Genomic DNA, 13,791 nt, shown 5'->3' on the forward strand with positions numbered 1-13,791 from the left:
GATCTTTTTTGGAATTTATTTAGTTGACTGTTGCGCAGCAGATACAAGTTCGTTAGCAAATTCATCAAGCTGTTTAATATCGTCAGCGTCAGGGGAAAGGTTTATTTTGATTTTTTGTGCACCTCGGGTGGCTCCGCTGTCAGCTAACCGAGAATCAAAGCGGTCAACGGCCACACCATAATCATCGCCATAAAAGACATCACCGGACCCCGCAACTCCAAACACTTTACCATTTAACGTAATGTCCGCGAGGTCATCATAGTAATCAATACCTTCCTCAGGAAGTGCCCCTTCGTCATAAGTATACGGAACAATCACGACAATGTCTGTGTCATTTAAATCTTGAACATTTGCCTGCGAGATTTCCTCCTCGGTCACGACAACGTTTAAATCTTCCAAAGCTTCTACAATAATGTCGGCAACATCCTCGTTATTTCCAGTGATTGTTGCGTAAACAACGCGTGCTTTCATCAAACTTGCTCCTTCAATAATTTTTGAATAGTACGATAGTTTTCCTGAGTGTCCATTTCATACATTGAAGTATCTTTGACCTGATGGGTTGTAACGGAAATCTGGTTTAGTAATGCGACTGGTATATCATCCCAATAACCTTTTTTCTCGAGAAGTTGTGACGTTTGCGAAAATTTAGGTAACGCTTTAAGAATCGTTTGAGCGGTTACTTTGTCCCAGTATGAAATACCAGACATAGACGGAACGTGATCATCTGTAACAGACATTTTAACGACCTCTCCATTACTATCTGTTAGTGGGCACCATTCCACACCATGAATTGTTCGGAGAATGGTATAGTATGTGCTCTTTTGGGGATGATAGAGAAAAACGTTGTCACGAAGGACCGTATCGGCATCAATAACAAAAGAGTCGCCGAAGTACTTTGAAGCACATGCAAAAGAATAGACGTTATTATAATCGCTGAAGTGATCATTATAAAGAAAATGAAGATTGAGTTCTTTTAAGTCTGGATACTGATTTTGAAGAATTTCAAACTGTTCATGCAGATAACCGACTACGATGTAAATATCGTTGATATTTGCATCATGAAGCATCCTTAATGTTCTAACTAGGTTTGGTGTTCCATTGATTTCAAGCAAGGATTTTGGACGATTCTTGGTCATCTCTTTAAAGCGGCTTCCTAGTCCAGCCGCCATGATAATTGCGTTCATTATTTGTGCTCCTTAGGAATCATTCTCGCAACAATAGGAATTTTACGAAGAATAAGTTGTTTGGAATCCGCAGTTAATACGGAACCTAAAATGATTATTGATGCTAATAACAGTGAAGTCAAGGAGGCTTTGTTTCCTGCCACTATACCAATAACAATAGCCCAAGCTGAGTAGCTAATGTTAAGTCCCATTGCTTGGACGGCTCCCAATACATTAATAGAGCCATAGTAGAATTTATATGAAAAACTACCAGCAATAGCAGTAAGAAGGAGTAAAAAAATAATTGGGGAGCGAAAGATTTCAAAAACGTGATGATAACCAGAAGGAACTATTGGAATAATGCCGACTGCGAAGACGATTCCAGAAATCAGTTGGCGAATCTGCAACGCGTCATCTGACGAAAGGTCATTCTTCATACCATATGCAGAGATAACAGATTCTGACCCCCATCCAATTACGCATAGTGCGGCGAAGATGAATCCGATGGGGCGAATATTTGTGGTGATAGTCGCACTCATTCCTGTAAATATTGTGCCGCCGATGGCTAGGGATAATCCAACAATGGTAGAGAGATTGGGCCGTTGTCTGAAAACAATAAAATTAAGTAGCGCGCCAAAGGCTGGGTACATAGCAGAAATAATTGCAGTGTATGTTGGGCCTATATAATGAATAGACAGCGCATAACCTGTCATTCCAACCGGTCCGCCAAAAACGGCAGCAAACATTACCCAATGTGCACTTGGACTCTTTTTTAAAATTCTTAAAAAATTGAAAAAATAATTTTTAGGATTGCTAATAATATTTAAAATCAGCAAAACCATAGCAGAAAAACTGTCATGAAGAAACGTAGCAATCAAAGGCGCTGTGCCAGCAAAATATTGAAAGGGTCCATGGGCTAAAATAAGACCTATCAGTACGGTGTCTAATCCCCACAATGCACCGCCGGATAATCCATTTAACCGTTGCCGAAAATATTGTCGTTGATCATACATAAGCTAGCACCTGACTAAGTTCTTTTCTTGCGCGTTCAAAGCGTTTCTTTCCGTATTCGCTGAAATCGACGCCACTCGCTGTTTTGACAAGAGACCATGTGCTCCACAAAACGTCCTGGAAGGCTTTGTAAACTAAAACTTTTCGTTTAAGTAATAAATTGTCAGATACATTTGAATAATGCGCTAAGAAGTCGTCTTCTTCAGCCCGTGAGAGCTCACTCTCGTTAATTAGCGCTGCTAAATCCCATGCTGGATCGTTGTTGCCGGAATACTCCCAGTCAATTAAGTACAAGGAGTCTTCTGAACGACTACTTGAGATACCCTTGATGAAATTTTCCGGCACTAAATCGTTGTGACACGGCAGGCTTTTTACGCCTAAAGTGTTTTTTAAATATTGATTAGCTTTTCTGACTTCTTCTTTAACATCTGAGTAGTAGTCATAATAATTAATTGACAAGTCATTTGCTGCAGACTCGTAATGTGACCATTCGGATTCAAACGAAAAATTGTTGCTGAAGTTCATCTTTGAATGATGCACCTGATAAAGTAAGCGGGCAACTTGATGATAATTTGATGGTATCCTCATGGACCGTGCAGAAAAAGTGACCGCTCCAGGAATGGTTTCCGTAATTTTTATGCCGGAAGTAGGATCCATAAAGAGAGTGGGTACGTTAAAGCCGAGCTTGCTTGCTTGTTCTGCATTCGGTTTTTCAGTCATCCGATTAATCAATTTGCTGGTTCCCTTTCCAGGAATGCGAACGAAACATTCGCGCCAACCTTTATTTTCACCTTGAATGATTTCAGCAGAGTAGTTTGTATTAGTCATCCCACCAGCGTATACAACATTTTTAACGTTTTGCGAAGGGATATTTAGAGCGTTGACGATTGTCTGTTTAGCCTGATCAATTTTATTATCTGATTCATTTGCTTTGATTAATGGAAATACATCTTGAATCGCTTTCACTAAATCTTTAGGGGTATCAATATCAATCCAATGTAAATCATCTGTAACTAGACAATTTACTGGGGTAATATTTGAGAGTTGTGCAATCAGGTATTCATAATTAAGCCAAGGGTTTTTATTTCTCATATAGGCGGACAACATCAGTTGATAAAAGGCAAAGGATACCTTGCTAATTCCGATCATTTCAGCGGATAAACGGTTCATTTGACGAATATCTTTTGAAATTTGAATGAGTTGATTTTGACTATTAAAATCAACAAAGGCTTCGTCATGTGATCCACTAAGAGGGGATACAAGAATTGTATTTTCTGTTGTATCTTGTAGCAAAACATCTAGCATCGCATCGTCGAACAAGAGGTCGCCTTCAAGTAGCAAAAATGAATCGTTAATTTGTGTGCCTGCTTGTGAGAGTGAAGACATCGTCCCCGCATGTTCATAGTCTTTAACTTTAACTAGGGTGACGTCTGGTGTATCTTGAAGCGCTGTTTCTATCAATTCACTTTGGTACCCACAAACGATAACGATATGTTTAATTCCACGATCTACGAGTTTTTGAATGTTACGCAGTAAGAGTATTGTATTTTCGTCAATTTTTGATAGAGCAACAGGCTGATCTGAAGCGGTTGAATGACCAGCAGCCAAAATGACAGCCGTGGTGAAAGTACTCTTCCGTAGCGACATAGGTAATTGTATTCGCGTATGCTTGGATAGACTGTCAAGAATAGATTGTTTTCCAGCGCTTGTCAGACGATACTGTGGTTTTTGGCGAGACCCCAAATTTTTAACATTGTCAAGCGACTCTAATTTTGATAGTATCGATTGAACCTTGGTTAGCGAGAACTCCGAGACTTCAGCAAGACGACGCTGTGAAAAAGATTGCGCATTTTGCGCTGATTGTATTAATAACAGTATTTTTAACGTATCATTCATAACTTTCCTCCAGGTGTTCACAAAAAAGAACACCTGAAGCGTAACATAAATCAATTGAGATGTTAATTAAACATCCATTAAAACAGCTTCTGGTATTAAATAAATCAGTTAATTGGAGTCTTTTTTCTGGTATGCTTTACATTAATGGTCGATTTGACTTAGTAAAAATGGCAAAAAGGGGTCGTAATGAAAACAATTCGTAATTTGTTTTATAATGCATCATATCAATTGCTGATTACGTTGATTCCCTTGTTGACGCAGCCGTACATTTCGAGGGTATTGCTTCCGAAAGGAAACGGGATTTATACATATACGTGGTCAATCATTCAGTATTTTGTATTAATCGGTGACTTGGGTATTACATTATATGGTAATCGGGAGATCGCTTATCACAGAGATGATAAAAAAGAACGATCACGGATTTTTTGGGAAATTGAAATATTGCAGCTCTGTACAACAACGATTTCTGTGCTAGCTTTTTTTATTTTTCTACATTTTGATCATCAGTATTTTACCTTCCAACTTTTACAAATTGTTTGGCTCATTGCTCAAGGAATTGACATCTCATGGTATTTCATGGGCTTGGAGGATTTTAAAAAAACTGTTTTACGAAATACTTTGGTAAAGGCCGTTTCGGTTATTTTGATTTTTGTCGTTGTCAAAACACCAGCCGATTTGTGGAAATATATTTTGATTCAAGGCGGAGCACAATTGCTCGGAGGACTGTCCTTATGGCCATATTTGCGCGGATCAGTTGAACGCGTTTCTGTATCAGTCAACGGGATTATTAAGCATCTGTATCCGGCATTTGTCTTGTTTATTCCTAATATTGCCATACAGGTCTATGCGGTAGTAAATAGAACAATGTTAAAGCAGTTTGACTCCACTGTTTCAGCAGGATATTTTAACTTCTCTGATTCTCTGGTAAAGACGATTCTGTCAATTGTCACAGCTACTGGAACTGTTATGCTTCCGCATATAGCTAATAAGTTTTCTCAAGGGGACATGCGAGGTGTTAATAACAGCCTATATAGAAGCATGAATTTTGTTTCCGCAATTTCTGTTCCGTTGATGTTTGGCTTAGCAGCATTAAGTATGAAATTTGCGCCGTGGTTTTTCGGTCATAAATATAATGAAGTTGGAGAATTAATCTTTTTTGAAACGCCAATTATCGTATTAATAGCATGGAGTACGGTAGTCGGCAGGCAGTATTTAATGCCAGTCAAGAGGATTCGAGATTATACGATTTCTGTCACTATTGGTGCGGTTGCGAACATTATTGTTAACGTACCTTTAATTTTAGCGGTTGGTGCGAGTGGCGCTGCCATTGCAACAGTCATTTCCGAGGCGTTAGTTACTGCCTATCAAGTTTTTGCGGTAAGGGATTCCCTACAAATCAGAAAAATGTTTACGGGCCAGTGGAAGTATTTCGTCAGTGGGTTGGTAATGTTCGTTATTGTTAATTTCATCAGTAGCAGAATATCCATGACGTTTATTCATCTTGGAGTGGAAGTGTTTATTGGCATAATAGTTTATACGGTAGGTGTCATGTTAACTAGGGCACATATTGTCGATGAGGTAAGACGCTTGGTTCGTGCACGGTTTCATTGATTCAAAATGTTATGCTGACATTGTCACCTTCGTCAATAAATGATAATCTAACTTAGTCATAAGATGTTGATCTTAGCAAAAGGGGATTTTTTCAATCAATACAAAGAAAACAGTCAAATCGAGAACTTATCGATTTACTAAAAGGCTATTGGATATTTTGTTATCGGCGCTCGCTTTGATAGTGCTTAGCCCGGTATTTCTTGTTGTGTGGTTAATGTATAAAATCAGTCCTTCCAATCGTGGACCTGTGATCTTTAAACAACGACGAGTTGGAAAAGGCAACAAAGATTTTTACATTTTTAAATTTCGTTCAATGATTGTTAATGCTGACGATAAGCTGCGACAAGATAAAGATTTGTATCAAAAGTATTTGGATAACAATTATAAATTGCCGCCCGAAATGGACCCACGGATCACAAGTTTTGGGAAATGGTTAAGAAAATCGTCTGTGGACGAATTGCCACAATTCGTTAATGTACTGCGGGGGGAAATGTCTCTGATTGGGCCTCGACCTGTTGTTCGTGAAGAGCTGGCTGAGTATGGTGATCAGGTAGACAAGCTATTATCGGTTACGCCAGGTGCAATGGGATTGTGGCAGGCGAGTGGCCGAAGCAATATTGGGTACCCTGAACGTTGTGAAATTGAATTGTATTATGTCGATCATGCGTCGTTATGGTTTGATACAGAGATATTTTTCCGCAACATTTTTCATATAGCCAAATCTGATGGCGCATACTAGATTAAGGATGGCAACTAAGATTGAAAACTAAAATCATTGTCGCAACACATAAAAATTACGAAATGCCTGAAAATACGGAACTTTACTTACCAGTATTTGTTGGCAAATCACTTCATCCAGATGTTAACCATACTTTTCAAGGTGATAATACTGGCGATAACATTTCACTTAAAAACTCTAGCTATAATGAGCTAACTGCTCTGTATTGGGCTTGGAAAAATGTCGATGCTGATGCCATTGGATTGGTACACTATCGGCGGTATTTAAGTTTAAAACGTTCTAAATCGTTGACGGCAATTCTGAATCAAAAGCAAGTTGATCAACTGTTTGAACAGGTTGATGTCATTTTGCCAAAAAAACGCAATTATATTATTGAATCCAATTATTCTCATTATATCCATGCCCATCATAAAGAGCCGTTGGACTTAACACGAGATATTATTGAGTCTGATTATCCAAAGTATTTGCAAGCGTTTGACAAGGTTATGAAAAGATCCAGTGCACATATGTTTAATATGTTTGTAATGAAATCCAAATGGCTGGATTTGTACTGCACTTGGCTATTTGATATTTTAGGAAAACTTGAAAAACGTGTGGACGTTACCGATTATGATACATATGAGGGGCGGATATATGGCTTTATCAGTGAGCTGCTGCTTGACGTCTGGTTGGATACTTTGAAACCGCAAGTTGCTGAAGTGAATTATGTTCATATGGAAAGCGAGCATTGGCTGAAGAAGGGAACCGCCTTTATTGCAAGAAAAATCAACCCTCAAGTTAGAGAATAGGTAAAAAACCATGGATTTATTGATTTTGACACCATTTATGAATGGGTATGGGGGTACAGAAAAGGTTATCGCTAATTTTTGTGATGCCTTTGCGACCGTCGATCCTCAAAATGTTAATCTGAAAGTAATAGATTTTGGTGGGACAGTGAATGATGCTTGGGCGCGCAATCGTCCCGTGGAAATTGTTAACATGGCGAAAAATCGCAGGATACGAAACGTGCAGTACGCTTTGACATTGTATTCTAAGATTTCACGAGTGCTTAGAGACCAAAAATTTGATTTTGTTGTTAGCACGAACCCATTGATGTGGAGCATGGCTTACGAGTTTTGCAAGCGACATAAGCTACGCACAAAAGTGATTGCTTGGTATCATTACTCATTAGAACGTAAACCGATTAGAAATGTTTTTTTAAAACGTGCTGATTATTACTTTGCGATTAGTACAGGAATTAAAGAAGAGCTGATGGACGCAGGCATTTCACCTGCTCGGGTAAAGTTGATTTTTAATCCAGTTGAGTCAGTTGATCGACCAATTGCTAGGTCTAAGGCAAGCAATCGATTTGTCTATCTCGGAAGAACGATTCTTGACGGTCAAAAGAATATACGTGAGTTATTAGTTTCTCTGTCGAAACTAAATGCTGATTTAGATTGGCACTTAGACTTATATGGAGATGGTGAGGATCGTGATGAAGCGCCTCGGCTTGCTGAAAAATTGGGCATTAAGGACCATTTAACCTGGCACGGATTCGTCGAGAATCCCTGGTCAAAAATAACCGTTGCAGATGTTCTTTTGCTAACTTCAACATATGAGGGCTTCCCGATGGTCCTAATTGAGGGGGCATCTCGCGGGTTATTCTTAATTTCGTCTGATTGTCCCACTGGTCCGAGTGATATTGTATCGAGTCAAAATGGTACTTTATATCCGCTCGGTGATGTTAATTCGCTGTCAAAAAAGATTACCAACATCATTGAACACAAAGATCAATTACCATCTCAGGACCAAATTCGAGGTTCAGTTCACCAGTTTCATTATGATGAATATGTAAATAATGTCGTGAAGGCTTTACAAGAAATGGAGAAAGTTAATGGCTGATTATGATTATTTAATTGTCGGTTCGGGTTTGTTTGGTGCTACGTTTGCTTACGAAGCTGCAAAAAGAGGTAAACGTATTAAAGTGATTGAAAAGCGCAGTCATATCGCTGGAAACATTTACACGAAAGAGCAAGATGGCATTCAGGTTCATCAGTATGGTGCTCACATTTTTCACACGTCTGATAAGGACATTTGGGACTATATTCAACAATTTGCAGAGTTCAATCGGTACACAAATTCTCCCGTAGCAAATTACAAGGGTGAACTGTATAATTTACCCTTCAACATGAATACATTTAATAAACTGTGGGGTGTCACAACTCCAACTGAGGCAAAAGCAAAAATTGAGGAACAAAAGGCTGCTGCCAACATTAGCGACAAGGAACCTCGCAATTTGGAAGAACAGGCAATTTCTTTAATTGGAACAGATATTTATACTAAATTGATTAAGGGCTACACGGAAAAACAGTGGGGACAAAAAGCAACTGATTTACCAGCCTTCATTATTCGTCGTTTACCAGTCCGCTATACATTTGATAACAACTATTTCAATGATACGTATCAGGGCATCCCAATCGGTGGATATACGCAGATTGTCGAAAAAATGTTGAATAATGATCTGATTGATGTTGAAACCGGCGTGGACTTTTTTGATAAAAAGGAAGAATATCTGCGTGATTACCCACGCATTATCTTCACCGGCATGATTGATCAATTTTTCGACTATCAACTAGGAGAATTGCAATACCGTTCACTTCGTTTTGAAACCGAAGAGATGGACACTGATAATTATCAAGGAAATGCTGTTATTAATTACACAGATGCTGAGACACCTTATACGCGTGTAATTGAACACAAACATTTTGAGTTTGGCAAAGGCGATAAGGGGAAGACCTTTGTTACTAAAGAATATCCAGCTACTTGGAAACGAGGCGACGAGCCGTATTATCCGGTTAACAACAAGGTAAATAATGACTTGTATTCGCAATATCGTAAGCTTGCTGAATCAGAGCCCAAAGTTTTGTTTGGTGGACGGCTCGGTATGTATCGGTATTATGATATGCATCAGGTTATTCATGCAGCACTGACAGCAGTTTCTAATGAATTCAAATAATTATTTATTTAGTTAATATTTTTAATTTGATTAGCTTAGGACATCATGATTGATGTCCTTTTTTTGCGAATTGATAGTTTTCTGCTTTGAGTTATATATGAAGAAAAGTTTGCTATACTATCTTGAGAGGTGAAAAAATTGAATATGCCCAGAGAAGGCGAATTTGTTGCCATAAAAAGTTATAAACATGATAGAAGTCTGCACCGCACATGGCGGGACACGATGGTTTTGAAAAATACAGATAATGAATTTATTGGTGTTAACGACCATACATTAGTTACAGAAGATGATGGTCGAAGATGGGTGACAAGGGAACCGGCAATTGTATATTTTCATCGCCACTATTGGTTTAATATTATTGCGATGATTCGAGATAATGGTGTTTCGTATTACTGTAACTTAGCCTCACCTTTTACAATGGATAAAGAAGCATTAAAATATGTGGATTATGATTTAGACGTGAAAGTGTTCCCTAATGGTGAAAAGAAGCTTTTAGACGTTGATGAGTATCAAGCACATGGCCTGAAATGGGAATATAGTGAAGAACTGGATATGATTTTAAAATCCAATGTTAAAGTGTTAGTTGACTGGATCAACAATGCTAAGGGACCGTTTTCAAAAGAATACATTGATTTATGGTATCGACGTTATCGAATGCTATTGAAAACGAATTACAAAGAAAATGAATCTTTTCTATAGATTGATAGGTGATTAATATTTTTGATAAGTTAAGGCATGAAAATATCCTTTATTGGTCAGCGGTTGCACTGGCAATTGCGACGTTTGTTTGGGTTTTGACGCAGATGGGTTTTCTATTCCGACCAATTGGTACTTTTATATCTGTCATTTTTGTTCCACTAATAATTTCAGGCTTTCTTTTTTATATGCTGAATCCATTGGTGAAATTACTTATGAAAGTCAGAGTTGGACGCTTCAGTATTAATCGAACTGGAGGAACAGCTATTGTAATTGTTTCTTTGCTGGGCATAGTTTTGTTGGGAATATTTTCATTGATCCCGATTTTGTCGACACAGATTGGACAACTAATCTCAAACGTTCCACACATTGCGGCACAGTCACAAAAGGTGATCACTAAATATATTGGAGATTCTCACATACTTCAAAATGAAAATGTGGATCACTATGTAAAAGGTCTTGAAAAGTCATTTTCAACATGGGCTCAAACATTTATAAAAAATTTGAGTAATAGTCTTGGATCAATCGTTGGGACGGTGACTAATGTCACGGTTACTGCTATTACAGTTCCTGTGATTTTGTTTTACATGCTGAAGGACAGTAACAAATTTATTCCTGCGATTTCTAAATTTTTACCTTCTAAAAGAAAACAACCGATTATTGATTTGTTATTTAAAATGAGTGAAACAATTTCGCAATATATTTCTGGTCAGGTTATTGAATGCTTGTTTGTTGGCTTTTTCACTAGTATGGGCTACATGCTAATTGGATTGCCCATCGGTATATTACTCGGAATTATTGCCGGTTTATGTAACATTATTCCATACGTTGGCCCGTATATTGGTATCACGCCAGCCATCATTGTGACTTTGATTTTAGCACCTCAAAAAATCATTTGGGTCATTGTTGTTGTTTTGGTTGTACAACAAGTTGATGGAAACATTATTTACCCAAATATTATTGGTAAGACTTTAAAGATTCATCCTCTGACTATTATAATTTTATTGTTAGCGGCTGGACATTTGGCTGGCATTCCAGGAATGATACTTGGAATTCCATTTTATGCGGTTCTTAGAACTATTGTTCAATACGTCTGGAACATTTTTCACTTGGATAGTGACGAAAATGCGTCAAATGAATAACAGAAATGAATAATGAATGTAACTGAAATGAAAAGTCAGTTTGTTATCATTTCTGTTGGTATAGTTAATTATGGCGATTAAGAAAAAGGGGTCTATTTAACGTTGGCATCTAATAAAACTCATTTTAAAATGTATAAAAAAGGAAAGGCTTGGCTTGTGGCCGGCTTGACGATTGGAACGATGGCTCTGGGTGTCACGACCCACACCGCAGATGCTCATGCAGATGCTGGTTCAGGTGCGGTTAGCGATGCAGTCTCAAGCACCGTTTCGGTCGGTCAATCTCAAGCCTTAGGAAATAAGGATGACAATAGCAATTCTATTAATTTAGGTGAGGCAAAATCTGAGTCTAGCAGTGTCGCTACTGATAGTGTTGCAAATTCGTCTGTTTCAAGTACGACAAGTGCTGCAAAGTCATCTGTTTCAAGCGCCCCGAGTAATACAGGTTTTGCAAAGTCATCTTCTTCAAGTGTGACGAGTAATGATCAGTCTGTTTTCTCCGGCGTAACAAGCTCTGCAGTAAAGAACACAGATGTTTCAAATAGTGCTAATAAATTCAACAGTAATATCAGCGCTTCAAGTTCAGTGCCCTCTACTGATGAAAAGGCTATTTCAACAAGCGTTACTGAAACGACAAAAAACGCTGATGATTCCAAGGCTACAAGTGAATCTTCTGTAAAGTTGAATGCATCAGCAAGTACTGAGACAAGTTCAGAAAATTCAAGTTCGCAAGTGAAATCCAGTGTTGTAAATGTAAACGAAGCGGGAAAAACTAGTACCACTAAGTCTTCTTTTTCAGAAGGGAAATCTGAAATAACCAGTGATAATTCTCGTAATCAATCTGCGGCTGGCTCTAACACTCCAGTAGTCGATAGCACCGAAAGCATTGCGAATGGAACCGTTGCGGCCTCAACGATGCCTGTCAATGTAATCAATCTTGATGAAGAGGCCACTTCTGCAGAGGTTTCCGCCGCGAAGAGTGCGGCTACAGAAAACTATCAGGAAACTGGACAGCCACAACAAATTGTTCGAGTTGATGCGTCTTCATACTCGTATGTAAATGCATTTTTGGACAGTATTAAACAGGGTGCACTCAATAGTTGGCGTGAGTACGGTGTGTTGCCTTCACTAACGGCCGCTCAAGCCATTCTGGAATCTGCATGGGGACAATCCTCATTGGCAATGAATTATCATAACTTATTCGGAATTAAGGGCTCTTATAATGGGCACTCAGTTTTGTTACCAACGCAAGAAGATTACGGTAATGGCCTAGTTACCATTAATGACTATTTTAGAGTTTATCCAGATGCTTCAAGTAGCATTCTCGACCATGCTCTCTTCTTAGTTCAAAATTCACGTTATAGCAATTTACTCTGGCAAAAGGATGCTTGGACGGCCTGTGTCTTGATTCGGCAAGACGGTTATGCTACTGATCCGGTGTATTCATCTTCTCTGTACAACATCATCAAGACATATGGTTTGACGGATTGGGACACAGAAGCCATGAATGTTAGCCGCTGGCAAAACACTAGTAATGGTTGGCAATATACGAACAGCAATGGGGATGTGTCTAAGGGTTGGTTTACCGATGATAGTAACCACTGGTATTACGCAAATGATCAAGGATATATGCAAAGTTGGTGGCTGAACCAGAACAATCAGTGGTATTTCTTGGGTACTAACGGTGCAATGCAAACGGGCTGGGTAAATCCTTCTGGTTCTTGGTATCACATGAATAACAGTGGTGCGATGCAAGAGGGATGGATTCAGGATAATAACGATTGGTATTATTTGAATCCTGATAATTCTGGTGCCATGCAAAGCTGGTGGCTGGATCAGAATAATCAGTGGTACTTCTTAGGTAGTAATGGGGCCATGCAGACTGGCTGGGTAAATCCTTCTGGTACCTGGTATCATACAAACGGCAGTGGCGCAGTTCAGACTGGTTGGGTTCTCGATAATAATACTTGGTACTATATGAATCCGGATGCTTCTGGCGCCATGCAAACTTGGTGGCTATGGAATAATAATTCATGGTATTTTTTGAATAGTAATGGTTCCATGGCAACTGGTTGGAAGAACAATGGCGTGGGCTGGTATCATTTAGGCAATAGTGGCGCTATGCAGACTGGTTGGCATTTTGTTAATAATGGCTGGTATTACTTTAATGATAGTGGTCAGATGATTTCCAATTGGTTTACTTCCAATGGCCAGAGCTATTATCTTGATCCTAGTTCCGGTAAAATGGCGACGTGGTGGCGATTTATTAATGGTCACTGGTATTTCTTCAACCAAAGTGGCGCCATGCAGACTGGTTGGGTCACAATCAGTGGAAAAGCCTATCATTTTAATAATGAGGGCCAAATGGACGTCGGTTAATTAATGAATTGCTTTTACTGAAAAGGTTGCTCTAAACGGCAACCTTTTCGCATTTTCTAGCGCTAAAATTACATTTTTACCATAGTTTTCCGATTAAACTTGTTTGTTAGCCGTGGGTTGCGTATTATTTTTATATTAACAGTAGTTTAAAGATTAAAACAT

12 protein-coding genes are annotated in these 13,791 nt (G+C 38.7%); 8 read left to right on the forward strand and 4 right to left on the reverse strand.

The genetic code is table 11. The features are described from left to right. Window positions 1–15: 15 nt before the first annotated feature. Genes LDK34_RS07900 through LDK34_RS07915 form a run of 4 tightly spaced genes read right to left on the reverse strand, consistent with a single transcriptional unit; the run spans window position 16 to window position 4,070 of the window. The gene (locus LDK34_RS07900; RefSeq protein WP_178942213.1) at window positions 16–474 is read right to left on the reverse strand and encodes a flavodoxin; all 459 of its coding nucleotides are present in this window, start codon (window positions 472–474) and stop codon (window positions 16–18) included. After that, window positions 471–1,184, reverse strand: a complete 714-nt coding sequence (locus tag LDK34_RS07905; RefSeq protein ID WP_178913899.1) for an NTP transferase domain-containing protein — start codon at window positions 1,182–1,184, stop codon at window positions 471–473. The genes LDK34_RS07900 and LDK34_RS07905 overlap by 4 nt, the downstream gene beginning before the upstream one ends. Beyond that, the gene (locus LDK34_RS07910; RefSeq protein ID WP_178942214.1) at window positions 1,184–2,176 is read right to left on the reverse strand and encodes a DMT family transporter; all 993 of its coding nucleotides are present in this window, start codon (window positions 2,174–2,176) and stop codon (window positions 1,184–1,186) included. Before LDK34_RS07910 ends, LDK34_RS07905 begins: the two co-directional genes overlap by 1 nt. Next, a complete protein-coding gene (locus tag LDK34_RS07915) occupies window positions 2,169–4,070 on the reverse strand; it encodes an NTP transferase domain-containing protein (protein WP_178942215.1) in 1,902 nt (633 codons plus the stop codon). The genes LDK34_RS07910 and LDK34_RS07915 overlap by 8 nt, the downstream gene beginning before the upstream one ends. 186 nt (window positions 4,071–4,256) lie before the next feature. On the opposite strand from LDK34_RS07915, the gene LDK34_RS07920 reads away from it, so the two are divergent. The 8 genes from LDK34_RS07920 to LDK34_RS07955 all read left to right on the forward strand — a co-directional run bounded on the left by LDK34_RS07920 (window position 4,257) and on the right by LDK34_RS07955 (window position 13,629). Next, the gene (locus LDK34_RS07920; RefSeq protein ID WP_178942216.1) at window positions 4,257–5,681 is read left to right on the forward strand and encodes a flippase; all 1,425 of its coding nucleotides are present in this window, start codon (window positions 4,257–4,259) and stop codon (window positions 5,679–5,681) included. Window positions 5,682–5,775: 94 nt separating this feature from the next. After that, a complete protein-coding gene (locus tag LDK34_RS07925; protein ID WP_178943444.1) occupies window positions 5,776–6,420 on the forward strand; it encodes a sugar transferase in 645 nt (214 codons plus the stop codon). Between the two features lie 20 nt (window positions 6,421–6,440). Continuing rightward, window positions 6,441–7,208, forward strand: coding sequence for a DUF4422 domain-containing protein (locus LDK34_RS07930; RefSeq protein WP_178942217.1), 768 nt, complete (start codon window positions 6,441–6,443; stop codon window positions 7,206–7,208). A gap of 10 nt (window positions 7,209–7,218) precedes the next feature. Then, complete coding sequence (locus LDK34_RS07935; protein WP_178942218.1) at window positions 7,219–8,301, forward strand: glycosyltransferase; 1,083 nt, start codon at window positions 7,219–7,221, stop codon at window positions 8,299–8,301. Then, entirely contained in the window at window positions 8,294–9,415 is a 1,122-nt protein-coding gene (gene glf, locus LDK34_RS07940; protein ID WP_178942219.1) for a UDP-galactopyranose mutase, read from the forward strand. The genes LDK34_RS07935 and glf overlap by 8 nt, the downstream gene beginning before the upstream one ends. Before the next feature lie 144 nt (window positions 9,416–9,559). Beyond that, window positions 9,560–10,114, forward strand: a complete 555-nt coding sequence (locus LDK34_RS07945; RefSeq protein WP_178943445.1) for a DUF402 domain-containing protein — start codon at window positions 9,560–9,562, stop codon at window positions 10,112–10,114. A 17-nt stretch (window positions 10,115–10,131) separates the two neighbouring features. Beyond that, entirely contained in the window at window positions 10,132–11,253 is a 1,122-nt protein-coding gene (locus LDK34_RS07950; RefSeq protein ID WP_225439167.1) for an AI-2E family transporter, read from the forward strand. A gap of 102 nt (window positions 11,254–11,355) precedes the next feature. Then, window positions 11,356–13,629, forward strand: coding sequence for a glucosaminidase domain-containing protein (locus LDK34_RS07955; RefSeq protein ID WP_284144510.1), 2,274 nt, complete (start codon window positions 11,356–11,358; stop codon window positions 13,627–13,629). The last annotated feature ends 162 nt before the right edge of the window (window positions 13,630–13,791 follow it).

Origin of the sequence: Furfurilactobacillus milii, assembly GCF_021654115.1 — a bacterium.
Taxonomy (GTDB): Bacteria; Bacillota; Bacilli; order Lactobacillales; family Lactobacillaceae; genus Furfurilactobacillus; species Furfurilactobacillus milii.

Coding starts and splice junctions, on each gene's coding strand:
- LDK34_RS07905 (WP_178913899.1), bottom strand. CDS start 1,184: ATGAACGCAATTATCATGGCGGCTGGACTAGGAAGCCGCTTTAAAGAG.
- LDK34_RS07910 (WP_178942214.1), bottom strand. CDS start 2,176: ATGTATGATCAACGACAATATTTTCGGCAACGGTTAAATGGATTATCC.
- LDK34_RS07915 (WP_178942215.1), bottom strand. CDS start 4,070: ATGAATGATACGTTAAAAATACTGTTATTAATACAATCAGCGCAAAAT.
- LDK34_RS07920 (WP_178942216.1), top strand. CDS start 4,257: ATGAAAACAATTCGTAATTTGTTTTATAATGCATCATATCAATTGCTG.
- LDK34_RS07935 (WP_178942218.1), top strand. CDS start 7,219: ATGGATTTATTGATTTTGACACCATTTATGAATGGGTATGGGGGTACA.
- glf (WP_178942219.1), top strand. CDS start 8,294: ATGGCTGATTATGATTATTTAATTGTCGGTTCGGGTTTGTTTGGTGCT.
- LDK34_RS07945 (WP_178943445.1), top strand. CDS start 9,560: ATGCCCAGAGAAGGCGAATTTGTTGCCATAAAAAGTTATAAACATGAT.